Source organism: Micromonospora sp. RTBAU3-60 (genome assembly GCF_054963695.1).
Genome location: NZ_JBUEGB010000010.1, coordinates 153,393 through 175,237, shown reverse-complemented (window position 1 = coordinate 175,237; position 21,845 = coordinate 153,393). Strand labels below are relative to the sequence as shown.

Here is a 21,845-nt window from a genome sequence, read left to right as displayed (position 1 = left end):
CGGCCGTCAGGCCAGGGCGCGCGCCGCCGAGACGATGGCGGTCACCCCGATCCCTGCCTGGTCCATCAGCTGGGTCGACGTCCCGGAGGTGGGCAGCCCGCGTACCGCCAGGTGGTTCACCCGCACCGGTCCGGCGAGGTCGGCCAGCGACTCGAGCACCGCCGACCCGAGCCCGCCCTCCGGGTAGTGGTCCTCGACCACGACCAGCCGGCCTGCGGTGTCCCGGACCGCGTCGAGCAGCCGCTGCCGGTCCAGTGGCTTGACCGAGTAGAGGTCGATGACCCGGGCGTCGATCCCCTCGCGCGCCAGTTCGTCGGCGGCGGCGAGGCAGTTGTGCACCGTGACCCCGGCGCCGATCAGCGCGACGTCGCCACCGCCGCGGAGCAGTTTGCTGCCCCCGACGGGGAACTCGTCGCCGTTGTCGTAGAGCACCGGGTACTTCCCGCGGGTGGTGCGCAGATAGCAGATGCCCTTCCGGTCGACCATCTGGGCGACGAGGGCGGCACAGGACACGGCGTCACTGGGATAGAGGACGGTCGAGCCCTGCACGGCGCGCAGGGCGGCCAGGTCCTCCAGCCCCATCTGCGAGGGGCCGTCCGCCCCGATCTCCACCCCGGCGTGGGAGCCGGACAACGCGATGTCGGCCCGGGAGATGGCGGCCATCCGGATGAAGTCGTAGGCGCGGGACAGGAACGCCGCGAAGGTCGCGGCGAACGGACGGTAGCCGCGTACCTGCAGGCCGACCGCGGCGGCGACCAGTTGCTGTTCGGAGATGAACATCTCGAAGAACCGGTCGGGGTACGCCTCGCCGAACTTGTCGGCCCGGGTGGAGTCGCTCACCTCGCCGTCGAGGGCGACCACGTCCGGCCGCGAGCCGAGCGCGCGCAGCGCGTCACCGTACGCGTTCCGGGTGGCCACCTTCGCTCCCTTGTCGTAGCGGGGAAGTTCCGGCGGTTTGGCTTCGGGCTTGGCGGCGGGCTTGGCGGGCTCGGGCTTCGGGCCGGTGACGCGGATCTGCCGGACGCCGCCGAGCGCTTGGACGGCCCGCTCGGCCATGTCGGGTTTCAGGGGCTTGCCGTGCCACCCCGGCTTGTTCTCGACCTCGGCCACACCCTTGCCCTTGACCGTGCGGGCGAGCACCACCGTCGGGCCGGTGGCCTGCCGGGCCCGGCCGAACGCCTCGTCGATCGCGGCGAGGTCGTGCCCGTCGACGACGATCGGGTGGCAGCCGAACGCCTCGACCCGCCGCCGGTAGGTGTCCAGGTCCCACTCCAGCTCGGTCGGCCCCCGCTGCCCGAACCGGTTCACGTCCACGATCGCGGTGAGGTTGCGCAGCCCGTAGTGGCTCGCCTTGTCCAGGGCCTCCCAGATCGAGCCCTCGGCGGTCTCGCTGTCGCCGCAGAGCACCCAGACGTGGAACGGCAGCTGGTCGAGGTACTGGCCGGCCAGCGCGATGCCGACGCCGACCGGCAGGCCCTGGCCGAGCGAACCGGTGGCGACGTCCACCCAGGGCAGGGCCGGGGTGGGGTGGCCCTGCAGGCGCGACCCGAGCTGCCGGTAGGTGTCCATCAGTTCCTGGTCGCTGATCGCGCCGACCGCCTTGAGGACCGCGTACAGCAGCGGGGAGGCGTGGCCCTTGGAGAAGATCAGGTGGTCGTTGGCGCGATTGCCGGCGTTCACCCAGTCGTAGCGCAGGTGCCGGGCGATCAGCACCGCCATCAGGTCGGCGGCGGACAGGCTGGAGGTGGGGTGCCCGGAGCCGGCCTGGGTGCTGCAGCGGATCGAGTCCACCCGTAGCTGGGCGGCGAGTTCACTGAGCTGGCTGATCTCGTCCTCGCGCAAGGTGCGCTCGGCTTCCATCGTCACCGGTATCGCCTCCCGAGGTCCACCCGGCCCGGCCCGCACGGCCGCTGGCCGCCTCCCCGTTCACCGTAGACCGGAAGGCGGCTCATCAACCGTTAACACCTGATTTGTCAGTCCGGCCGTCGGCGTCGCCCTCGGGCCCGTGACCTGGATCTTGCGGCCCACGCCGGCCCGGAACTGGGCCATCGCCTCGGCGTACCGGTCGAGCGGGAAGCGGTGGCTGATGAACACCTCCGGGTCGAGCACGCCGGCGGCGAACAGCTCTCCGGCCCGTTCGAAACTGTGCAGCACCGCCATCGAGCCGGTGATGGTGATCTCCTGGTTGTAGATCCGGTACGGCTCGACCGCCGCCCGGGTGCGGTACTCGGAGACGCCGAACTGGAGGAACGTCCCGGCCGGGGCGACCCGGCTCAGCCCGTCGTCGATCGCCGCCCGCACGCCCGTGCAGTCGATCACGACGTCCCACCCTCGGGGGCGGAGCAGCTCGTCGGCGCTCGCGCCACTGGCCGAGCAGCCCAACCGCACCGCGGTGGCGAGCCGGTCCGGGTTCGGGTCCACCACGCTGACGCTCGCCGCGCCGCACCGCTTCGCCAGCTCCAGCATCATCAGGCCCATGGTGCCGGCGCCGTAGATCAGGTAGTGGTCGGCGAGCCGGCGGGGCAGCACGTCGAAGCCGCGTACCGCGCAGGAGAGCGGTTCGATCAGCGCGGCGTCCGCCGGCGCGATGGCCTCGGGGAGCGGGAAGCAGTTCCGCACCGGCGCCACCGCGTACTCGGCGGCGCCGCCGGAGACGGTGACGCCGATGGCGGCCCAGCGTTCGCAGAGGTTGCCCCGGCCTCGCCGGCACTGGTAGCACTCGCCGCAGTGCAGCGACGGGTCGACGGCGACCGCGTCGCCCGGGCGCACCTCGGTGACGTCCCGCCCGGTGGCGACCACCGTGCCGGCGAACTCGTGCCCGGGCACGATCGGGTACGCGGGCGCGAACTCGCCGTCCATGATGTGCAGGTCCGTGCCGCAGATCCCGCACCCGGCGACCTCGACGACCACGTCCCGTGGCCCCGGCGTGGGATCCGGCACGGATTCCAGCGAGATCTGTCCCGGCGTGACGATGACCGCTGCCTTCATTTGACCGCCCCCATGGAGAGTCCTCGGACGAGCTGCTTCTGGGCGATCCAGCCGGCCAGCACGACCGGCAGCGACACGATGGTCGCGGCCGCGCAGAGCCGGGCGAGGAACAGCCCTTCGGAGGTGATGAAACCGACCAGGAAGATCGGTGAGGTGCCGGCGCGGGTCGCGGTGAGGTTGACCGCGAAGAAGAACTCGTTCCAGCTGAAGATGAAGCAGATCAGCGCGGTGGCGGCCAGGCCCGGCGCGACGATCGGCAGGAGGATCCGCCGGATCGTGACGGTCAGGCTGGCCCCGTCCATCGCCGCCGCTTCGATCAGCGCCGACGGGACCTCCAGCAGGAACGAGCGCATCATCCACACCGCGAGCGGCAGGTTCATCGACGTGTAGAGGAGGATCATGGTCCAGATGTTGTCGAGCATGCCGAACTGCTTGACCAGCAGGTAGATCGGCAGCAGCGCGGCGACGGCCGGCAGCATCTTGGTGCTGATGAAGAAGAACAGCACGTCGCGCCATTTGGCGACCGGCCGGATCGACAAGGCGTACGCCGCGGGAGTGGCCAGCAGCAGCACCAGCAGGGTGGACAGCAGGCTGGCCATCAACGAGTTGAGCAGGTACGGCGTGAGGTCCCGGTCGAAGACCTGCCGGTAGCCGTCGAGCACAGGGGTGAACAACCAGGCCGGCGGGTTGCTGGCCGCGTCGACCTCCCGCTTGAACCCGGTGAGCACCATCCACAGCACCGGCAGGAAGAACAGCAATCCGGCGAGCCAGGCCAGCACCGTCCAGGCCGCCCCGCGTACGCCGCTGGTCCGCCGGGCCGGGCCTGTCGGCCGGGAGGCGCGTCGGGTGGGTGTCGTCGTCATCGCGTGTCCTCCATCCGGAACAGGCTGGAGATCACTCGCAGCGCGAAGGTGGCGACGATGATCGTGCCGATCACCACCACGACGCCGGCCGCGGCGGCCTCGCCGTACTCGAACTTGCGGAAGGTGGTCAGGTAGATCTCGTACGGCAGGTTGGTGGTGGCGGTGCCGGGACCGCCCTGGGTGATGGTGAAGACGGCGTCGAAGGTCTGCACCAGGTAGATGGAGCCGAGCAGGGCGCCCAGTTCCAGGTAGGGGCGCAGGTAGGGCAGGGTGATGCGGGTGAAGGTCTGCCACGGCCCGGCCCCGTCGACGCGGGCGGCCTCCAGGGTCTCCAGCGACTGGCTCTGCAGCCCGGCCAGGATGATCAGCATCATGAACGGGGTCCACTGCCAGACCAGGGTGGTGACCACCGACAGCATCGGATACCGGGACACCCAGTCGGTGCTGCCGCCCACGACACCGTTGATCAGGCCGTACGACGGGTTGTAGATGGCGTGCTTCCAGAGCAGCGCCGCGGCCATGGGCATCACCAGGAACGGGGTGATGAGCAGGGTACGGACGACGCCGCGGCCGGGGAACCGGCGATCCAGCAGGATGGCCAGGCCGAGGCCGAGCAGCACCGAGATGACGACGGAGGCGGCGGTGAGCACCACCGTGTTCAGCAGGGCGGCGCGCAGCCGCCCGTCGGTGAGGACCTGGCCGTAGTTGGCGAGGCCGACGAACGCGCGGCGGCCGGGTCGCAGCGCGTTCCAGTCCAGGGTCGACAGGTAGAGGGTGACCAGGAACGGGATCTGGGTCACCACGATGGCGAAGATCAGGGCGGGCAGCAGCGGGGCGCGGCGGGTCCAGCGCTGCCGCGCGGCGGCGGGGACAGGTCGGACAGTGTGCCGGCGTGCCGCGCCCGGGCCGGCGGTGACGGTCTGGGTCATGGAACCACCTCGGGACAGGGCCGGGGCCGGTCGGCGGTCGACCGGCCCCGGATGGCGGCTACCGGTATTCCTTGGCGACGTCCTCGGCCAGTCGCTGGCCGTCGGCGAGCGCCTTCTCGACGGTGGTGCTGCCGGCGATGGCGGCGGAGACCTCCTGCGAGACCTTGGTGCCGAGGTCGGCGAATTCGGGGATGCCGACGAACTGCACCCCGAGCGCGGGGCGGGGCTGCAGGCCGGGATTGACCGGGTCGGCCTCCTGGATCGACTTCAGGGTGAGGTCGGCGAAGGCGGCGGCGGACTGCCGGTACTCCGGGATCTCGTAGGTGGACTGGCGTTTGCCGGCCGGCACCCGGGACCAGCCGAGCGAGGAGCCGATCAGCTTCTCGTACTCCTTGCCGGTGGCCCAGGAAATGAACTTCCAGGCGGCGTCGGCGTTCTTGGTGGTCTTCGGCATCGCCAGCGCCCAGGCCCACAGCCAGCCCGACGACTTCGTCCGGTCGACCGGCGCGTACGCGTAGCCGACCTTGCCGGCGACCTTGCTCGCGCTCTTGTCCTCCAGCGTGCCCGCGGCGGAGGTGGCGTCGTACCACATCGCCGCCTTGCCCTGGCCGAAGGTGTTCAGGCACTCGGTGAAGCCGGCCTGCGGGGCGCCCGCCTCGCCGTGGGCGCGGATCAGGTCGACGTAGAACTTCGTCGCCCGGGTGAACTCGGGCGCGTTCACCTTCGGCGTCCAGTCCTTCTCGAACCAGGTGCCGCCGAAGGTGTTGACGACGGTGGTCAGCGGGGCGAAGAGCTCACCCCAGCCGGGCAGGCCGCGCAGGCAGATGCCGGCGACGCCGGCCTTCTTGTCGTCCAGTTTCGCGGCGAACTGCGCCACCTGCTGCCAGGTCGGCCGCTGCGGCATGGTCAGGCCCTTGGCCGCGAAGAGCTCCTTGTTGTACATGAGGAAGGACGACTCGCCGTAGAACGGCGCCGCGTAGAGCTTGCCGTCCTCGCCGGAGAGTGAGGCGACCATCGGCTTGAGCAGGTCACCCTCGTCATAGCCGCCGTCGGCGTCGGCGTACGAGCTCAGTTCGTGCAACCACCCGTTTTTGGCCCAGATCGGTGCCTCGTACGCGCCGATCGTCGCCACGTCGTACTGTCCGCCCTGGGTGGCGACGTCCTGGGTGACCTTGTCGCGCAGTTCGTTCTCCGGCAGGATCGTGAACCGCACGGCGATCCCGGTCTGCTTGGTGAAGTTGTCGGCGGTGACCTTCGCCAGGTCCTCCATCTGCGGGTTGCCGACCATCAGCACGGTGATGGTCTTGCCGCCGCCTTCGGATGAGGAGCCGCCGCCGGCTCCGGAGCAGGCGGTCAGCGTCAGGCCGGCCGCGACGGCGGCCGCGAACGCGCCGTGCCATCGGCGAGGAGACCGGGTTCTGGACACAGTGGACCTCCGTGGGTGGTGGGATGGTGGTGGTGGTGGAGGTGGGTCGGCCGGGCGCTCAGACGCGCAGCACCACGGGGCCGAGCAACGAGTAGCGGTGTGCCTCGGACGCCGGCAGCGCGGTGTCCGTGACGATGGTGTCGACGTCGGGGACATCGGCGAAGCGGCAGAAGCTGTGGCCGCCGAACTTGGTGTGCACGCCGGCGAAGACGACCCGCCGAGCCACCCCGACCGCCTGCGCCTTGACCGCGGCCACGGCCGGGTCGGGCGTGGTCAGCCCGTGTTCCCGGGAGATCCCGTTCGCGCCGACGAAGGCGAGGTCGATGACGAAGCCGGCGAGCATGGCGGTGGCCCAGTGGTCGACGGTGGCGAGCGTACGGCCGCGGACCCGGCCACCGAGCAGGAGGACCGTGACGGTGGGTGAGTGGGCCAGCGCCGCGGCGGTGTGCAGTGAGGCGGTGACCACGGTCAGCGGCCGGTGGGTGGGTAGCGCCTCGGCGATCAACTGCGGGGTGTAGCCCTCGTCGATGAAGATCGACTCCGCGTCGCCGAGATGTTCGACCGCGGCGGCGGCGATCCGCCGCTTCTCCGCCACCATCCGCGTGGTGCGGGTCTCCAGGGTGGTCTCGAAGCGGGCCGTCTCCACCGGGTACGCGCCACCGTGGGTGCGCCGCACCAGGCCGTGCTGGGCCAGCAGGCTCAGGTCGCGCCGGATGGTCTCGGGTGCGACGCCCAGGTCGGCTGCCAGCTTCTGCACGTCGACCTCGCCATGATGGCGGGCCAAGGTGAGGATGTGGTGCCTGCGTTGCGCTGCGTCCATCTGGCACCTCCCGCCCGCTCGTGCCTCTGTTTCTAACACCGCCAAACGGGCGTGACGACGGTCACATCTCGGGTAAATAGTTGAGTTTTCTGCCCGGAACGTGGCCCGAACGGGCAGCGGAGATCGTGTCGCATCCGGCAAAACGCTCTTTTGACCCGCCCGTTTCCCACATCCCGATGCCCGATCTCGACCCATCCCGCCCGGACGGGCACGGGCGGGGACCGGGCCATCCGGCCCCCGCCCGGACGGTCAGGTCCGGCGGGCGACCAGCCAGAGCGCCACCACCAGGTACGGCACCAGGGCCACCGCGAACGCCACCGCATTGCCGGCGACGGTGGCGATCGCGCCGTAGCCGGCGTAGACCGCGATGATGCTCAGGTCGGTGGCCATCCCCGCGACGGAGGTGACCGTCGCCCGGCTCGGCCCGGTGATCCGGGACTGCAGCCGGACGTCGGCGAGCACCGTGGCGAGCTGGAACGCGCCGAACGCGCCCCCGATCAGCACGAACCCGGCGGGGTGGCGGGACAGGGCACCGGCGGCCAGGGCCAGCGCCGCGACCACGAGCAGGGCCGCGTACCCGCGGCTGGTCAGCCGCTCCCCCACCGGCGTCAGCAGCCCGCCGAGGGTCGTCCCCGCCCAGACCAGTACGAGCAGCAGCGGCACCCGGTCCAGCGCGACACCGGTGTCCCGGGCCAGCAGCGGCGCGTACTCCTCCAGCGCGCCCCAGATCGCGGCGACGGCCGGGACCAGCAGCAACGCGGCCCGCACGGATCGGTCGGCGCGGGCCTCGGCCAGCCCGTCGCGCAGGCTCGCCAGAAACCCCGGGTCGGCATCGCCCGACCCGTCGTCGACCGGGACGGCACCGCCGGCCGTGCGATGCTCCGGGAAGCGGATCGCGACGGCCGCGGCGAGCAGGCAGGCGGCGACGCTGGCCGCGCCGACGGCCGGGTAGCCGCCGAGGGCGAGGACCGGGGCGGCGAGGCCCATCGCGGCGAGCACACCGAGGATCTCGGCGGTCTTCGCCCGGCCCATGAGGCGGGCGTACCGGCCGGTGTCGTCGAGCCGCTCCAGCTCGGTGAAGACCAGCGCCTCCAGGGCGCCGGAGCGCAGCGCCCCGCCCGCACCCCAGAGCAGGAAGCCAGCGGCGAACGCCGGGTAGGACGGGACCAGCACCCAGAGGGCGAAGCCGGCGGCGGGCAGCAGCGGCGCGAGGCAGAGCAGCAGCCGCCGGGAGACCGCGTCGGCCCAGGCGCCGGAGGGCACCTCCAGCAGGATGCCGGTGGCCGACCAGATGACGAACAGCGAGGAGATCTGCCCGACCGACAGGCCGGTGTCGGCGAAGAGCAGCGCGTACACCGGGTAGAGCAGGACGAGGTCGGTGAGGAACGCGTACGCGTAGAGCGTCGCCGCCAACGGGCGGGCGCCGGAGCGGCGCGCGGAGACGATGAGCATGGAGGCCTTCCCACGGGGACGTGACGGACACCGGACGTGCGGTGTCCGCGGCGGCCCGCGGCCTCGGCCCTCAGGATGGGATCAACATCGCCAGGTCATGCGCCGATGGTAGTCGCCGCCGGTCCGCTGCGCCGCCCCGTCGCACGCGGAACCGGGGTGGGACCCGGCTAGGCCCCACCCCGGTCACGACGCGGGTGGTCAGCGGCGGAACTTCTGCACGTCCGCCTGCGGGATGACCATCGTCGCCTCGTTGTCCACCGCCTGCTCGGCCGCGGGCTGCCGCGGCGTGGCCGCCGTGCCGGCGCGCGGCATGGGCTGGGTGGGCTCCGCCGCGCCGTGCGGGGCGACCGGCTGGGTCAGCTCCGCCTCGGCGTACGGGCTGCCCAGCTGCGCGTCGACGTCCCGCCGCCCGGCCTGGTACGCCCGGGCGTGCTCGGCGATGGTCCGGCGCTCCTCCTCGGCGCGGGCCAGCCAGTGCTCCCAGCGGCTCTGCATCGGCCGGACTAGACCGCCGCCGACCCCGACGACCAGGATGCCGCCGATCGTGGCGAGGACGGCGATCAGCACCGGAGTGGTCACCGTGGTGGCGACGCCGATCTGGTTGAGCGCGGCGATCACGCCCAGGCCGAGGATGAACACCGAGGCGATGGTGGCGAGCACCCGGCCGTAGGAGAGGCCGCCGAGGGCGCCGGAGACGATGTCCTTCACCGCCTTGGCGATAGCCGCGGCCACCACCACGATCACGATGGCGACGAACGCCTTGGGCAGCCACGCCACCACGCCGTGGATAAGGTCCGAGATCGGGTTCGGGCCCCAGATGCCGAACGCGAGCTGGAGGGTAACCAGCAGCACGGCGTAGTAGGCCAGCCTGGCGACGATGTCGCTGGCGTCGTACTTCGAGCGGGCCAGGGCCGACTTGATGCCGCCGCGCTCGACGGCCCGGTCGAAGTGCACCCGCTCGAGGACCTTGTCCACGAGCTTCAGCACCGCCTTGGCGACCAGCCAGCCCACCACCAGGATGGCGATGAAGGCGACCGCCTTGGGCAGGAACAGCATCACCGAACGGAACGCGTCTCCCACCGCGTCGCCGAAGTTGTCTCTCATCGAAGGGCCTCCACGGATCTGGGTCAGGTCTCAGTCCCGTGAGGACGTACCCGGAGCGCCCGGGCGGAAAACGCGGACAGCCCCGCCGACAGCGGGATCGTCACGCGAGCCCGCCGGTCAGATGGCGGTGGCCTTGACGACCTTCCACTCCCCGTCGACCGGGACCATGGTGAGCACGACCCGGTTCTGGTCGACCTTCTCCCCCGCGGTGGTCACGTTGCGCCGGTACTGGTTGAGGTAGAGCAGCAGCTCCACCCGGTCGGTGTCGGCGCTGACCACGCCGGTGGCGGAGACCTCGGCCAGCACCACCGCCTGCTGTTTCGTGGCGGTCGGCTTGAGCGCGGCGGTGGTCTGCGCGTACTCGTCAGCGAACCCGCCGGTGGCGAAGGTGCGGCCGTTGGCGATGCTCTCGTCGAAGGTCCGGTAGTCGTACGAGAAGAGGGCCTTGGCCGCGGCGGGTGCGGTGGCCAGGGCCTGGCGTACGGCCTGGTCGCGCTGGCCGGCGCGGCGGTCGCCGTACCAGGCGGCGAGCGCCACCGCCGCCACCAGGACGATCGCGACGACCAGGACGGGCACGGGGCGCAGCCGCGGCAGGCGGCGCAGGGCGATCGGAACACGCATCGGGCTCTCCTCCTCCGGTCAGCCGACGAACTGGAGCTTGGCCACCAGCCAGTCGCCCGAGTCCTTGTCCCGGACGAGGTCGAGCTGGATCCGGTAGTGCGACGGCCGCCCGTCGGGTGCCTTCACGTTCTTCACCGTGGCGTCGACCGCCACCAGCACCACGGCGTGCCGGCGGTCCCCGGAGACCAGTCCGGCGCGCAGCACGGTGCCCTGCGAGTGGACCTTGTTCTCCACCACCGCCGCGCGGACCTGCGCCTGGCCCCGGGTGAACTCGTCCTTGAAGTCGCCGGTCGCCCCGGCGATGACCCGCTGCAGGTCCCGGTCGACGCTGGCGGCGCTGACCGAGACGAAGTTGACGGCGGCCTGCCGGGCGGCGGCGACGGCGTCGCTGCGGGCCTGGTCGGTGGCCCGGTCGACGTACCAGCGGTGGCCGTAGACGGCGGCGCCGGCGAGGGCGGCGGCGAGCAACACGACGAGCAGCGCGGTCAGCGCCCGGCCGCGGCCCGGCGTGCCCGGTGCGGGGTCGGCGTCCCGTCGCTCCGCCCTCGTCCCGGCATCGGCCCGTCGACCGCGGTCCGGCGTGGCCGGGGTGTCGCTGCCGGCCTCGGACCCGGCGTCGGCGTCGGTCGGCTTCCCGTCGGTCTCGGGCGGGTCTTCGAGCTGTGCGGGATCGCCGACGACGGTCAGGCCGGCGGCCTCGGCGGGGTCCTCGACCGGCTCCTGGTCCAGGCGTTCCAGGACCTCTTCGATCGGCTCGGCCGACTGGGGCACGGGACGGCTGACCAGGCGGCGGCGCGCCGGGGCGGGGCCACCGGCCAGGGCTCCCTTGATGACTTTCAGCGTGGTGTTCCTGCGGCTGGTCACCGCCACCTCCTCCGGTACGCCGGTCACGGGGTCAACCCGGCGAGCAACAGCTGTTTCCAGGACTGGTCACCGGCCGTCCGGTACTGGCCGCCGGTCCCGCCGAACTGCAGCGGTCGCCCGTCGGAGCCGAGCACCAGTCCGGTCGCCGGGTCGTAGCCGGCGTTCGCCCCCTGGTCGGGCGGTGGCGCCGGCTCCCGGCCGGACGGTCGCGGCGCGTTCTGGGCTCCGCGTACGCTCGCCCCCGACGCGCGTTCCTTGCCGCTGCACCGGGTGCTGCCTCCCCGGTAGACGCAGGACGGCGGATCGCTCACGTTGAGCACGAGCCCGAGGTGCGCGGTGCCGTCGCCCGGGGTGACGGTGAAGCCGCCCGCCACGACGACCGGGTATTCCACCAGCAGCTGTTCGATGCCGGGCAGCCGACGGGCGGCGATCCCGTTGACGGTGACCAGGTTGCCGAGCAGGGTGCCGATGGTCGGGTCCAGCCCGCGGAGCAGCGCCCGCAACTCGGCACCGGCCGGCGGCCCGTTCGCGAGCAGCCGCCGCAGGTCGGGGTCGGCGGCGCGGAGGGTGGCGGCCAGCTCGGCGAGCCCCGCCGACCACCGGCGCAGCGCCTCGGCGGACTCCGCCTGGGTGGTGAGCACGGTCCGGCCGTCGCGGATCAGCGCCAGCGTCTCGGGCAGCCGGGCGTCGGCGTCGGCGAGCAGCGCGTCGCCCGCGTCGAGGATCCGGGCCAGGGCCTGCTCGTTGCCTTCGAAGGCGGTGCCGAGTTCGGTGATCAGCACGGTCAGGTCGTCCGGGTTGACCGAGCGGACCAGGGCGTCGAGGTTGGTCAGCAGCGTCTCCGGGGCGAGTGGGACGCCGGTGCGGTCGACCGGGATCACCGCCCCGTCGGCGAGGAAGGGGCCCCCGTCGCGTTCGGGCCGCAGGTCGAGGTACTGCTCGCCGACCGCGGAGCGTTGAGTGACGACGGCGCGCAGCGCGTCGGGCACTCGTACCCCGCGGTCGATCCGCAGGTCGGCGCGCACGCCGTCGGAGCGCAGGTGGACGCCGGTGACCCGGCCGACGGGTACGCCACGGTAGGTGACGGGGGCGTTGGCGAAGATGCCACCGGCCCGGGCGAGGTCGACGTGGACGACGTAGCCGTTGCCGAGCAGCCGGTCCCCGATGCCGACGTAGCGGATCCCGACGTAGCCGATGCCGAGCGCGCTCACCAGGAGGAAGGCGAGGACCTGCAGTTTCGCCGTGCGTCCGATCACGGGATCAGCCCTCCTCCCAGGATGTCGGTCAGGCCGCCGATCTGGCCGGTGATGGCGCCGGTCAGCGGCAGCACGCAGTCGGCCGTCAGCACGGTGTCGGGCGGCAGTTTCGTGCCGGCGGGGAACGCCGTGCCGGCCGGCACGATCCCCGTGGGCACGAGCAGCCCGCCGATGGGCACCGTAGAGCCGGGTTTGAGCAGGAGGCAGCCCTCCGGCAGCCCGCACTCCTTGGGTGGGGTCCAGGTCGCCGGGAAGTTCTTCAGATCCGGCAGGCACTTGGTCAGCGGTAGCTCGGGGAGGCCGGGGAGGGCGGGCAGGCCGGGGAGGCCGCCCGGGAGGGCCGGGGAACCGCCGGTGGCGGGCGGCCGAGGCGCGGCGGGAACGGTCGGCCGGGTGGCCGGCCGGGCCAGTGCCGGCGCGGCGGCGACCAGGTTGGACAGGATGTTGGCCGCGTCCAGGTCCGCGGTGATCGCCAGGTTGACGAAGTCGCCGACGATCGCGCCCTCCACGTTGGGCGGGAACGGGTACGTCAGCATGAACTCCAGCGACTTCGGCAGGTTGTCGCCGGCCCGGGCGAGCTGCTCGAGGATCGGCTGCAGCGCCCGTACGCTGGCCACGGTGTCCTGCCGGCTGCGGTTGACCACCCGCGTGCCGACCTTGCCGAGTTCCCCGAGGGCGGTCAGCGCCTTGGTGAGCTGCTCGCGCTGCTCGGCCAGCACGGTCAGACCGGGAGCGAGGGAGTCGAGGGCATCGCCGACGACCTGCCGTTGCCGGTTGAGCCGGCCGGTCAGCCGGTCGAGCGCCTCGATGGCGCGGACGATGTCCGTCTTCTGCCGGTCCAGGCCGCCGATGAAGGTGTCGAGCTGCTGCAGGGTGTCTCGGAGCACGGGCTCGCGACCGTCGAGGGCTTTGGCCAGTTCCTGGTTGATGGTCCGGAGTTGGGCCAGGCCACCGCCGTTGAGCAGCAGGCCGAGGGCGGCGAGGACCTCCTCCACCTCCGTGCCGCGGGTGGTGCGGGACAGCGGGATGAGGTCGCCGTCGGCCAGCTGGCCGCGGGCCGGCTCGGTGGGCGGCGGCGCCACGGTCACGTACTTCTCGCCGAGCAGGCTGCTCTGGCGTACGGCCGCGGTGGCGTTGGCGGGCAGCCGCACCCCGCGGTCGATGCGCAGCCGGACCCGGGCGTGCCAGCCGGACAGGGAGATCTTCTCCACACTGCCGACGGTGACGTCGTCGACCTTCACGGCGGCCTGCGGCACGAGGTCGAGCACGTCGGTGAACTCGGCGGTGACCGTGTAGCCACCGCCGGCCGGCTTGCCGCCGGGCAACGGCAGGTCGGCGACCTCGGGGAGGCCGCAGCCGGCGGGCAGCAGGGCCACCGCGAGCGCGCCGGTCAGCAGGCGGAGCAGTCTGCTGCTTTGATGACTCGCTCGCTGACGCTCGCTCATGCCTGCACTCCGCTTCGCTCCGTGCCGTCATGAGGCACCACCGCGCTGTGCTGACGATTCGCTCGCTGACGCTCGCTCATGCCGGCCCTCGCAGGATGCCGCCGAGCGTGGGGTCGCTCGTGGTGGTGGGGAGGCCGCCCGGCGCCTCGTCGGGGATCGGCGCACCGGGGGAGCTGATTGGAGGGTTTCCCGGTGAGGACCCGCCGGTCGCCGGGGCGCCGGGCGGCAGCTTGATCAGCTTGCGCAGCTGGTCGGTCATGGGCAGGCCGCGGGAGTGCAGCGTCTGCGCCAGGGCGGTGCACTTCGCCGGCACCTCGGAGGCGGGGAGCTGGCCCGCCATCAGGGAGCAGACGAACGTGGCCGGGTCGTAGGGGCCCAGGGCGTTGTCGCGGGTGTCGAGGGTGCCGGAGCGCGGGTTGTAGGCGAGGCTGAGGTTGCTCACGGCGAGCGGCGTCACGTCGAGGATGTCGATGAGCGCCTGCTGCTGGCGGACCAGGACGCGGGTGACGTCGGCCAGCCCGGCGACGTTGTCGGTCAGCGCCGCTCGGTTCTGCTTCACGAACGTGGTCACCTCGGCCAACGCGGCCGCGAGGTTGCGCAGCGCGGCGGCCAGTTCCTCCTTCTCCCCCGCGAGCTGCCCGGCCACGTCCGCGAGCTGCTGGTTGAAGCCGCGGACCTGCTGGTCGCTACGGGCCAGTGCGGTGGTGAAGCGTTGCAGGTTTGCCACCGAGCCGAACAGGTCGCCGCGGCCGTCGGAGAGGGTGGTCAGCGCGCGGGAGAGGCCGTCGAGGGTGTCGTGCAGGTTGGTGCCGTTGCCCTCCAGATTGGCCCGGCCGGTGGCCACCAGGCCGGACAGGGCGCCGTCGGCGTTGGCGCCCTCCGGGCCGAGGGTGCGGTTGAACTCGTCCAGCGCCTGGTAGATGTCGTCGATCTCCATCGGGGCCGCGGTCCGCGCGAGCGTGATCTCGGCCCCGTCGGCGAGTACGGGGCCGCCGGTGAAGGCCGGCGTGAGCTGCACGTACCGGTCGCTGACCACGCTGGGCGGAACGATCACCGCCTGCGCGTCGGCCGGGATGTCCACCTCGGGGTCGTAGCGCATCTCGACGCGGACGGTGCGACCCTGGGGGGTGACGGACTCGACCTCACCGACGCGGACGCCGAGCACCCGCACGTCGGAGCCGGGATAGACGCCCACCGCCCTGGTGAAATAGGCGACCACCCGCCGCTGGGGTGCCTCATGGCGCCACAGCACGACACCGACGGCAACGGCGGTCAGCAGCACGGTGGCGGCGGCCAGGGGACGCCGCCAGCGCTGGATCGGACCGGGCATCAGCGTCCTCCCGTCGAGGGCAGGTACGGCTGGAGCAGACCGTCGACGTACGAGTCGAACCACCGGCCGTTGCCGACCACGTTGGCGAAGGTGGTGACGAACGGTCCCATCCGCCGGATGGTCTGCTCCAGGTCGTCGCGGTTGCGTTGCAGGACGGCGACCACGTCGCGCAGCTTGCGCAGGGCTGGTTCGAGTTGGGCGCGGTTGTCGGCGACCAGCCCGGAGAGCTGGGTGGCGAGCTCGTCGGTGCCGACCAGAAGCTGGTGGATGGCGTCGCGGCGGCGGCTGACCTCGGCGAGCAGCTTCTCGCCGTCGGCGACGAGCTTGCGGAACTCCTCGTCGCGCTGCGCGAGCACGCCGGTGACCTCCCGGGCCCGGGCGAGCAGCGTACGCAGTTCGGCGTCCCGGCTGGCGACGGTGCGCGACAGCCGGGACAACCCGGTCAGCGAGGTGCTGACGCTGGCCGGGGTGTCGGCGAAGGTCTCCGACAGCGTGGTGAACGCCTTCGCGAGCTGATCGGTGTCCACCTTGTCGAGGGTGTCGGCGAGCCCGGTGACGGCCTGCACCACGTCGAACGGCGCGGCGGTGCGGTCCAGGGGGATCTGGGCGCCCTCGGGCAGCTTCCCGGGGCCGGCCGGGGACAGGGCGAGGTACTTCTGCCCGAGCACCGTCTTGATGCGGATGGTGGCGCCGGTGTCCCGGCCGAGCCGTACGCCGTCGTCGTCGACCCGGAAGCGCACCCGCACGTACGGCTGGGTGCCGTGGGCCAGGTCCACTCCGGTCACCACGCCGACCCGGACGCCGGCCACCCGGACCTCGTTGCCGGTGGCGAGGCCGCTGGCGTCGTGGAAGGCGGCCTGGTAGCCCCGACCGGTGAGTGCGGCCAGCCGGTCGAACTGGAAGGCGCCGAGCAGGGCGGCGAGGATCACGGCTAGCCCGACCGCGCCGACGACCACGGGATTGCGTTCACGGAAGGGTTTCATCGGCTGCCTCCGGTGGCGCAGCGGGCCGCGGTGGCGTTGACGGTGGCCGGGTTGAGCGGCGCCTGCCCGGCGACGGCCACCCGCCCGTCGAAGTCGCAGAGGTAGTAGTTGAACCAGGAGCCGTAGGACGCCACCCGGGTCAGCGACGCGTAGCGCTGGGGCAGCCGGCCCAGGGTGCCGTCGATGACGGCGGAGTTGCGGTCCAGCGTGCCGGCCAACTCGTTCAGGGCGCGCACGTCGGCGGCCAGCGGCGGCCGCACATCCTGCAGCAGCGAGGAGGTGGTGCTGGTCAGCTCGCCGAGGTTGGCCAGCGCGTCGCCGATCGGGGTGCGGTCGGCGGACAGGCCGGAGATGAACTGCTGCAACTGGGCGATGCTCTGGTCCAGTTCCCGGTCCCGGCTCGCCAGCGTCCCGAGGACGCTGTTGAGGTTGGTGACCACCCGACCGATGACCGCGTCCCGGTCGGCGAGGGTGTTGGTCAGCGAGGCGGTGCGTTGCAGCAGGCTCGCGACGGTGCCGCCCTCGCCCTGCAGGACCTGGATGATCTCGTAGGCGAGCTTGTTGACATCCTCCGGGTTCAGCGCGGTGAACAGTGGCCGGAATCCGTTGAACAGGACGGTCAGGTCCAGCGCGGGGGTGGTCTGCGCGAGCGGGATGAGGCCGTCGGCGCGCAGCGGGCGGCCGTCGCCCGGTCCCTCGGTCAGCGCGACGTACCGCTGGCCGACCAGGTTCCGGTACCGGATCTTGGCGCGGACGCTGGTCGCCACCGGCACGTCGCGGTCCACGGTGAACGTCACCTCGGCGACCGTGTCGTCGACCACCGCGATGTCGCTGACCTTGCCGACCCGGACGCCGGCGATCCGGACGTCGTCGCCGGGCAGCAGCCCGGTGACGTCGGTGAACCGCGCCCGGTAGGTGACGCCGTCGGGCGGGAACGCGCCCAGGGTCTGCGCGAGCAGCGCGGTGGCCAGCAGCGTCACCACGGCGAAGATCACCAGCTTGACCAGCGAGGAGGTCGTCTTCCCGGTCATCGTGCGTTCACCACCGCTCCGCGCAGCAGCGGCCCCCAGAGCAGGACCGCGATGTCGGGCACCTCCACCGGTGGGGTGCCGGTCAGCCCGCCGACGAGAGGCTTGACCAGCGCGCTCTCCTCACTGGTGCCGGCCCGCCCCATCGCGGCCGGGGCGGGCGCCGCCCCGGCCGGTACGCCCGCGACGCCGACCGGCAGGAGCGGACGGCTCCGGGTGCCACCGTGGTCGTATCCGTCGGCGACGGGCACCTCGGGCGCGGGCACGTGCGGGTCGGGCAGGCCCCGGCAGTCGGGGCCGTCGTGGGCGGCGTAGACCGGTTCGTCGCGGCCCCGCTCGTACGGGCCACCGTCGCGGGTCACCTCGAGGGTGATGCGCATCCGCCCGCCGGAGAAGGCCTGCTCGACCCGGGGCTGCAGGGCGACCAGCCCGTCGACCAGGCACGGGTACTCGGGGGCGTAGGTGGCGAACAGCTCCAGCACCGGGCGGCTGACCTGCCCGAGCCGGATGAGCTGGTCGCCGTGGCGGTCGAGGAAGGTCCGGGTGACGTCCGCGGTGTCGGTGGTGTCGGCGAGCAACGCGGCCAGCTGGGTCCGCTGGTCGGTGACCGTGCCGGCGGTGACGGTGACGTCGCGCAGCAGGGAGAGCAGGTCCGGCAGCGCGGCGTCGTAGCTGTCCAGCACGACGGCGAGCTTGCGGACGTCCTCGGCGATGGTGGGTAGCTCGGGGTTGAGCTGGCGCAGGTAGGCGTCGAGCCGGGCGAGGTTCGCCCCGAGCCGGTCGCCGCGTCCCTCCAGCGCGGTGGAGATCGCGCCGAGGGTGGCGGCGAGCTGGTCGGGGCGGATGGCCTGCAGCAGCGGCAACGCCTGGTCGAGCACCCGTTCCAGCTCCACCGCGGTGCGGCTGCGGTCCTGGCTGATGACCGCGCCGTCGCGAATCGGCGCGGCGCTCCCGGCGGACGGTGGAACGAGTTCGACGTACCGCTCGCCGAAGAGGGTCTTGGGCAGCAGCCGAGCGGTCACGTCGGCGGGGATGCGGTCGGTGGTGGCGGGGTCGAGGGCCAGCCGGATGACGGCGCCGTCACCGTCGCTGCGGATCGAACGGACCTCCCCGACCACGACGCCGCGTACCTTGACGTCGGCGCCCTCGAGGAGTTGCAGGCCGGCGCGGTCGGCGTGCAGGGTGACCCAGTCGACCGGGGTGAACGCCTTGCGGTACTGCAGCACCGAGGCGGTCAGCGCCACGGCCAGCACGGCGATGAAGACGATGCCGAGGACGCGATGTCTCATGTTCACCCCGCGATCCGCACCGTGGTCGTGGCGCCCCAGATGGCCAGCGACAGGAAGAAGTCGACGACGTTGACCGCGACGATGGCCAACCGGACGGCTCGCCCGACGGCGATGCCCACGCCCGCCGGCCCGCCCTTGGCGGTGTAGCCGTACCAGCAGTGGACCAGCACCACGATCACGCTGAACACCAGCACCTTGCCGAAGGACCAGAGCACGTCCTCTGGCGGCAGGAAGAGGTGGAAGTAGTAGTCGTAGGTGCCGGCGGACTGGTCGAAGTAGACGACCGCGATGGTGCGGGTGGCGAGGTAGCTGGAGAGCAGGCCGATCACGTACAGCGGGATGACCGCGATGAAGCCGGCGATCATCCGGGTGGTGACCAGGAACGGCAGTGAGGGCACGCCCATCACCTCGAGCGCGTCGACCTCCTCGGAGATCCGCATCGCACCGAGTTGGGCGGTGAACCCGCAGCCGACGGTGGCGGACAGGGCCAGCGCCGCCACCAGCGGCGAGATCTCCCGGGTGTTGAAGTAGGCCGAGACGAATCCGGTGAAGGCGCTGCTGCCGATCTGGTCGAGCGCCTGGTAGCCCTGGAGCCCGACCTCGGTGCCGGTGAAGAAGGTGAGGAAGCAGATCACGCCGACGGTGCCGCCGAGCACGGCGAGCGCGCCGGTGCCGAAGCTGACCTCGGCCAGCAGCCGGACCACCTCGCGCTTGTAGCGGCTCACCGTGCGCGGCGTCCAGGCGAAGGCGCGCAGGTAGAAGGCGAGCTGCCCGCCGAGGTCGTCCAGGTAGCGCAGCACGGCCACGTCAGCTTCCCTTCTGCGGTACGACCTGGAAGTACACGGCCGTGACGATGAAGTTCAGCGCGAACAGCAGCATGAAGGTGATGACCACGCTCTGGTTGACCGCGTCGCCGACGCCCTTCGGGCCGCCCTTGGCGGTCATCCCCTTGTAGGAGGCGACCAGCGCCGCGGCGGCCCCGAACAGCACCGCCTTGACCTCGCCGACCAGCAGGTCGGGTAGCTGCCCGAGCGCCTGGAAGCTGGCCAGGTACGCCCCGGGGGTGCCGCCCTGGAGCAGGACGTTGAACGCGTAGCCGCCGGTCACGCCGACGACACTGACCAGCCCGTTGAGGAGCACGGCGACCAGCATCGAGGCGAGCACCCGGGGCACGACGAGGCGCTGGATCGGGTCGATGCCAAGCACCTGCATCGCGTCCAGCTCCTCGCGGATCTTGCGCGAGCCCAAATCGGCGCAGATCGCCGAGCCGCCGGCGCCGGCGATGATCAGGGCGGTGACGATCGGGCCGGCCTCGCGGACCACGGCGAGCACCGAGGCGGCGCCGGTGAACGACTGCGCGCCGAGCTGGCGGACCAGCGAGCCGAGCTGGAGGGCGATGACCGCGCCGAACGGGATGGAGACCAGGGCGGCCGGCAGGATCGACACCGAGCTGATGAACCAGGCCTGCTGGACGAACTCGCGTACCTGCACCGGCCGCCGGCCGAGCCCGCGCAGGGTGTCCAGGCAGAACGCGAAGAACTCGCCGGAGCGGCGGACGGCGGTCACCGGGGCGCTCATGCCACCGCCTCCCTTCGGTCGGCATCGGCATGAGGCCAAGGCGCACCGAGCCCGCTGATTCGCTCGCTCATCCGGCCACCTCCCGGTGCCGCTCGTCGGCGGCGAGGTGCCGGCCCAGCTCGATGGTGGGTCGGTCCTCGTCCCAGCGGCGGCCCTCGAAGGAACCCGGGGGCGGGGTGACGCCGTGCTCACGGCACCACTGGCCGGGTCGGCGTTCGGCGCGGCGGGGTAGCCCGTCCGAGGGCGGCAGCTGCAGCGGAATGGGCGGCAGCGGCGGCAGCTCCACCCCGGACTCCGCCTCGGCGGCCAGTTCGTCGGCGTCCTTCTCCTCCGCCATGCCGATCGGGCCGATCCGCTGGGCGTTGAGGAACTGCCGGACCACCGGCTCGGTGCTGGACAGCAGCATCTCCCGCGGCCCGAACATGGCCAGGTGCCCGTGGTAGATCAGGCCGATGTTGTCGGGCACCGTGCGGGCCGTGTTGATGTCGTGGGTGACGATCAGGAAGGTCGCGTCGGTGCTCTGGTTGAGGTCGATGATGAGCTGGTTGAGGTAGGCGGTGCGCACCGGGTCCAGCCCGGAGTCCGGCTCGTCGAAGAGGATGATCTGCGGGTCGAGGACGAGCGCCCGGGCCAGGCCGGCCCGCTTGCGCATGCCGCCGGAGATCTCGCCGGGCAGCTTCTTCTCCGCCCCGACCAGGCCCACCATCTCCAGCTTCTCGCTGACGACGGCGCGGATCTGCGACTCGGACTTGCGGGTGTGCTCGCGCAGGGGGAACGCCACGTTGTCGTAGATGTTCATCGAGCCGAACAGGGCGCCGTCCTGGAACAGCACGCCGAACAGCTTGCGCACCTCGTACAGGTCGCGTTCGGACAGCCGCGGCAGGTCCCTGCCCTCGATCAGGATGGAGCCCCGGTCGGGTCGCAGCAGCCCGACCAGCGTCTTGAGGAACACGGACTTCCCGGTGCCGGAGGGTCCCAGCAGGACGGAGATCTCCCCGGCGGGCAGGTTCAGCGTGATGTCCGACCAGACCGGCTGGCCGCCGAACGACTTGGTCAGCCCCTGCACGGCCACCTCGACGCCCACTGATCCCTCCCCTCTCTGTCGCTGCCTGACACATCGGCGCGACAGTGGAGAACGCAACAACTTCTTTCCGGTGCGTCTTCGTCACAAACCGTGAGCTAGGAAATTTGAGCGATGCTCGATACCGTGCCGGTAACCCGCCGGTAACGAAGGTGCGTCGCGACCGAGATGACAGTGATCCAGCAGCCAGAACTCGTCCGCCGGGCCGCCGCGGGCGACCCGGCGGCCACCGCGACGCTGCTCACCGACGTGCGCCCCGGCCTGGTCCGATACTGTCGGGCCCGGCTGGGCCGGGTCGGCGGGGCGTACACCACCGCCGACGACGTCGCCCAGGAGGTGTGCGTGGCGGTGCTGCGCGCCCTTCCCCGCTACCGCGAACAGGGCGCCCCCTTCGCCGCGTTCGTCTACGGGATCGCCGCGCACAAGGTGGCCGACGCGCAACGCGCGGCAATCCGGGATTCGGCGGTCACGCCCACCGACGCACCGCTGGAGCAGCCCGACGCCGCGCCCGGGCCGGAGCAGCAGGCGATGGCGAGCGATCTGGCCCGGCGGCTGTCCGCGCTGCTGGACCGGCTGCCCGACGTCCAGCGCGAGATCATCCTGCTGCGCGTCGCGGTCGGCCTGTCCGCCGACGAGGTGGGCACGATCGTCGGCATGACGGCCGCCGCCGTCCGGATGGCCCAGTCCCGCGCCCTCGCCCGGCTCCGTACCCTTGCCGGAGGTTCCCTGGACGAGGTGGCGGCATGAGCGAGCGGCAGCGAGCGAATCGTCAGCTCAGCGCGGAATTG

At 72.1% G+C, this 21,845-nt stretch carries 20 protein-coding genes; 1 reads left to right on the top strand and 19 read right to left on the bottom strand.

Features of this window, described 5'->3' with window-relative positions; all coding sequences use genetic code 11:
* Nucleotides 1–6: 6 nt before the first annotated feature.
* From ACY34I_RS12940 to ACY34I_RS12850, 19 genes are all read right to left on the bottom strand, one after another.
* Nucleotides 7–1,860, bottom strand: a complete 1,854-nt coding sequence (locus ACY34I_RS12940; RefSeq protein WP_462755135.1) for a transketolase — start codon at nucleotides 1,858–1,860, stop codon at nucleotides 7–9.
* A 66-nt stretch (nucleotides 1,861–1,926) separates the two neighbouring features.
* The gene (locus tag ACY34I_RS12935; protein ID WP_462755063.1) at nucleotides 1,927–2,988 is read right to left on the bottom strand and encodes a zinc-dependent alcohol dehydrogenase family protein; all 1,062 of its coding nucleotides are present in this window, start codon (nucleotides 2,986–2,988) and stop codon (nucleotides 1,927–1,929) included.
* Nucleotides 2,985–3,851, bottom strand: coding sequence for a carbohydrate ABC transporter permease (locus ACY34I_RS12930; RefSeq protein WP_462755062.1), 867 nt, complete (start codon nucleotides 3,849–3,851; stop codon nucleotides 2,985–2,987). The genes ACY34I_RS12935 and ACY34I_RS12930 overlap by 4 nt, the downstream gene beginning before the upstream one ends.
* On the bottom strand, nucleotides 3,848–4,780 hold the full coding sequence (locus ACY34I_RS12925; RefSeq protein WP_462755061.1) for a carbohydrate ABC transporter permease: 933 nt from the start codon (nucleotides 4,778–4,780) through the stop codon (nucleotides 3,848–3,850). Before ACY34I_RS12925 ends, ACY34I_RS12930 begins: the two co-directional genes overlap by 4 nt.
* Before the next feature lie 58 nt (nucleotides 4,781–4,838).
* Nucleotides 4,839–6,206 (bottom strand): ABC transporter substrate-binding protein, encoded by a 1,368-nt coding sequence (locus ACY34I_RS12920; protein ID WP_462755060.1) that lies wholly within the window; start codon nucleotides 6,204–6,206, stop codon nucleotides 4,839–4,841.
* A 58-nt stretch (nucleotides 6,207–6,264) separates the two neighbouring features.
* Complete coding sequence (locus ACY34I_RS12915) at nucleotides 6,265–7,026, bottom strand: DeoR/GlpR family DNA-binding transcription regulator (protein ID WP_462755059.1); 762 nt, start codon at nucleotides 7,024–7,026, stop codon at nucleotides 6,265–6,267.
* A gap of 249 nt (nucleotides 7,027–7,275) precedes the next feature.
* Nucleotides 7,276–8,478, bottom strand: a complete 1,203-nt coding sequence (locus ACY34I_RS12910) for an MFS transporter (protein ID WP_462755058.1) — start codon at nucleotides 8,476–8,478, stop codon at nucleotides 7,276–7,278.
* Nucleotides 8,479–8,676: 198 nt separating this feature from the next.
* Nucleotides 8,677–9,582, bottom strand: coding sequence for a mechanosensitive ion channel family protein (locus tag ACY34I_RS12905; protein ID WP_462755057.1), 906 nt, complete (start codon nucleotides 9,580–9,582; stop codon nucleotides 8,677–8,679).
* A gap of 117 nt (nucleotides 9,583–9,699) precedes the next feature.
* Entirely contained in the window at nucleotides 9,700–10,203 is a 504-nt protein-coding gene (locus tag ACY34I_RS12900; protein ID WP_462755056.1) for a hypothetical protein, read from the bottom strand.
* 18 nt (nucleotides 10,204–10,221) lie between these two features.
* A complete protein-coding gene (locus ACY34I_RS12895) occupies nucleotides 10,222–11,067 on the bottom strand; it encodes a hypothetical protein (protein ID WP_462755055.1) in 846 nt (281 codons plus the stop codon).
* 23 nt (nucleotides 11,068–11,090) lie between these two features.
* Complete coding sequence (locus tag ACY34I_RS12890; RefSeq protein ID WP_462755054.1) at nucleotides 11,091–12,323, bottom strand: MCE family protein; 1,233 nt, start codon at nucleotides 12,321–12,323, stop codon at nucleotides 11,091–11,093.
* Entirely contained in the window at nucleotides 12,320–13,768 is a 1,449-nt protein-coding gene (locus ACY34I_RS12885) for an MCE family protein (protein ID WP_462755052.1), read from the bottom strand. The genes ACY34I_RS12890 and ACY34I_RS12885 overlap by 4 nt, the downstream gene beginning before the upstream one ends.
* Before the next feature lie 76 nt (nucleotides 13,769–13,844).
* Nucleotides 13,845–15,098, bottom strand: a complete 1,254-nt coding sequence (locus ACY34I_RS12880; protein ID WP_462755051.1) for an MCE family protein — start codon at nucleotides 15,096–15,098, stop codon at nucleotides 13,845–13,847.
* Entirely contained in the window at nucleotides 15,098–16,081 is a 984-nt protein-coding gene (locus tag ACY34I_RS12875) for an MCE family protein (protein ID WP_148795568.1), read from the bottom strand. Before ACY34I_RS12875 ends, ACY34I_RS12880 begins: the two co-directional genes overlap by 1 nt.
* Nucleotides 16,078–17,112, bottom strand: coding sequence for an MCE family protein (locus ACY34I_RS12870; protein WP_462755049.1), 1,035 nt, complete (start codon nucleotides 17,110–17,112; stop codon nucleotides 16,078–16,080). The genes ACY34I_RS12875 and ACY34I_RS12870 overlap by 4 nt, the downstream gene beginning before the upstream one ends.
* Nucleotides 17,109–18,398 carry an MCE family protein gene (locus tag ACY34I_RS12865; RefSeq protein WP_462755048.1) on the bottom strand — a complete coding sequence of 430 codons (1,290 nt, stop codon included), beginning with the start codon at nucleotides 18,396–18,398 and terminating at the stop codon, nucleotides 17,109–17,111. Before ACY34I_RS12865 ends, ACY34I_RS12870 begins: the two co-directional genes overlap by 4 nt.
* A gap of 2 nt (nucleotides 18,399–18,400) precedes the next feature.
* Nucleotides 18,401–19,204: an MlaE family ABC transporter permease gene (locus ACY34I_RS12860; protein ID WP_148795562.1), complete on the bottom strand. Its 804-nt coding sequence runs from the start codon at nucleotides 19,202–19,204 to the stop codon at nucleotides 18,401–18,403.
* Nucleotide 19,205: 1 nt separating this feature from the next.
* Complete coding sequence (locus tag ACY34I_RS12855; protein WP_148795560.1) at nucleotides 19,206–19,976, bottom strand: MlaE family ABC transporter permease; 771 nt, start codon at nucleotides 19,974–19,976, stop codon at nucleotides 19,206–19,208.
* 67 nt (nucleotides 19,977–20,043) lie between these two features.
* On the bottom strand, nucleotides 20,044–21,060 hold the full coding sequence (locus ACY34I_RS12850; RefSeq protein WP_462755047.1) for an ABC transporter ATP-binding protein: 1,017 nt from the start codon (nucleotides 21,058–21,060) through the stop codon (nucleotides 20,044–20,046).
* 165 nt (nucleotides 21,061–21,225) lie between these two features.
* Between ACY34I_RS12850 and shbA the strand changes: the two genes are divergently transcribed.
* The gene (gene shbA / locus ACY34I_RS12845; protein WP_462755045.1) at nucleotides 21,226–21,804 is read left to right on the top strand and encodes an RNA polymerase sigma factor ShbA; all 579 of its coding nucleotides are present in this window, start codon (nucleotides 21,226–21,228) and stop codon (nucleotides 21,802–21,804) included.
* The last annotated feature ends 41 nt before the right edge of the window (nucleotides 21,805–21,845 follow it).

Excerpts from the sequence above, each read along its gene's own strand:
- ACY34I_RS12940 (WP_462755135.1), bottom strand. The coding sequence starts at position 1,860 with ATGGAAGCCGAGCGCACCTTGCGCGAGGACGAGATCAGCCAGCTCAGT.
- ACY34I_RS12935 (WP_462755063.1), bottom strand. The coding sequence starts at position 2,988 with ATGAAGGCAGCGGTCATCGTCACGCCGGGACAGATCTCGCTGGAATCC.
- ACY34I_RS12930 (WP_462755062.1), bottom strand. The coding sequence starts at position 3,851 with ATGACGACGACACCCACCCGACGCGCCTCCCGGCCGACAGGCCCGGCC.
- ACY34I_RS12925 (WP_462755061.1), bottom strand. The coding sequence starts at position 4,780 with ATGACCCAGACCGTCACCGCCGGCCCGGGCGCGGCACGCCGGCACACT.
- ACY34I_RS12915 (WP_462755059.1), bottom strand. The coding sequence starts at position 7,026 with ATGGACGCAGCGCAACGCAGGCACCACATCCTCACCTTGGCCCGCCAT.
- ACY34I_RS12910 (WP_462755058.1), bottom strand. The coding sequence starts at position 8,478 with ATGCTCATCGTCTCCGCGCGCCGCTCCGGCGCCCGCCCGTTGGCGGCG.
- ACY34I_RS12905 (WP_462755057.1), bottom strand. The coding sequence starts at position 9,582 with ATGAGAGACAACTTCGGCGACGCGGTGGGAGACGCGTTCCGTTCGGTG.
- ACY34I_RS12900 (WP_462755056.1), bottom strand. The coding sequence starts at position 10,203 with ATGCGTGTTCCGATCGCCCTGCGCCGCCTGCCGCGGCTGCGCCCCGTG.
- ACY34I_RS12885 (WP_462755052.1), bottom strand. The coding sequence starts at position 13,768 with ATGAGCGAGCGTCAGCGAGCGAGTCATCAAAGCAGCAGACTGCTCCGC.
- ACY34I_RS12880 (WP_462755051.1), bottom strand. The coding sequence starts at position 15,098 with ATGCCCGGTCCGATCCAGCGCTGGCGGCGTCCCCTGGCCGCCGCCACC.
- ACY34I_RS12875 (WP_148795568.1), bottom strand. The coding sequence starts at position 16,081 with ATGAAACCCTTCCGTGAACGCAATCCCGTGGTCGTCGGCGCGGTCGGG.
- ACY34I_RS12870 (WP_462755049.1), bottom strand. The coding sequence starts at position 17,112 with ATGACCGGGAAGACGACCTCCTCGCTGGTCAAGCTGGTGATCTTCGCC.
- ACY34I_RS12865 (WP_462755048.1), bottom strand. The coding sequence starts at position 18,398 with ATGAGACATCGCGTCCTCGGCATCGTCTTCATCGCCGTGCTGGCCGTG.
- ACY34I_RS12855 (WP_148795560.1), bottom strand. The coding sequence starts at position 19,976 with ATGAGCGCCCCGGTGACCGCCGTCCGCCGCTCCGGCGAGTTCTTCGCG.
- shbA (WP_462755045.1), top strand. The coding sequence starts at position 21,226 with ATGACAGTGATCCAGCAGCCAGAACTCGTCCGCCGGGCCGCCGCGGGC.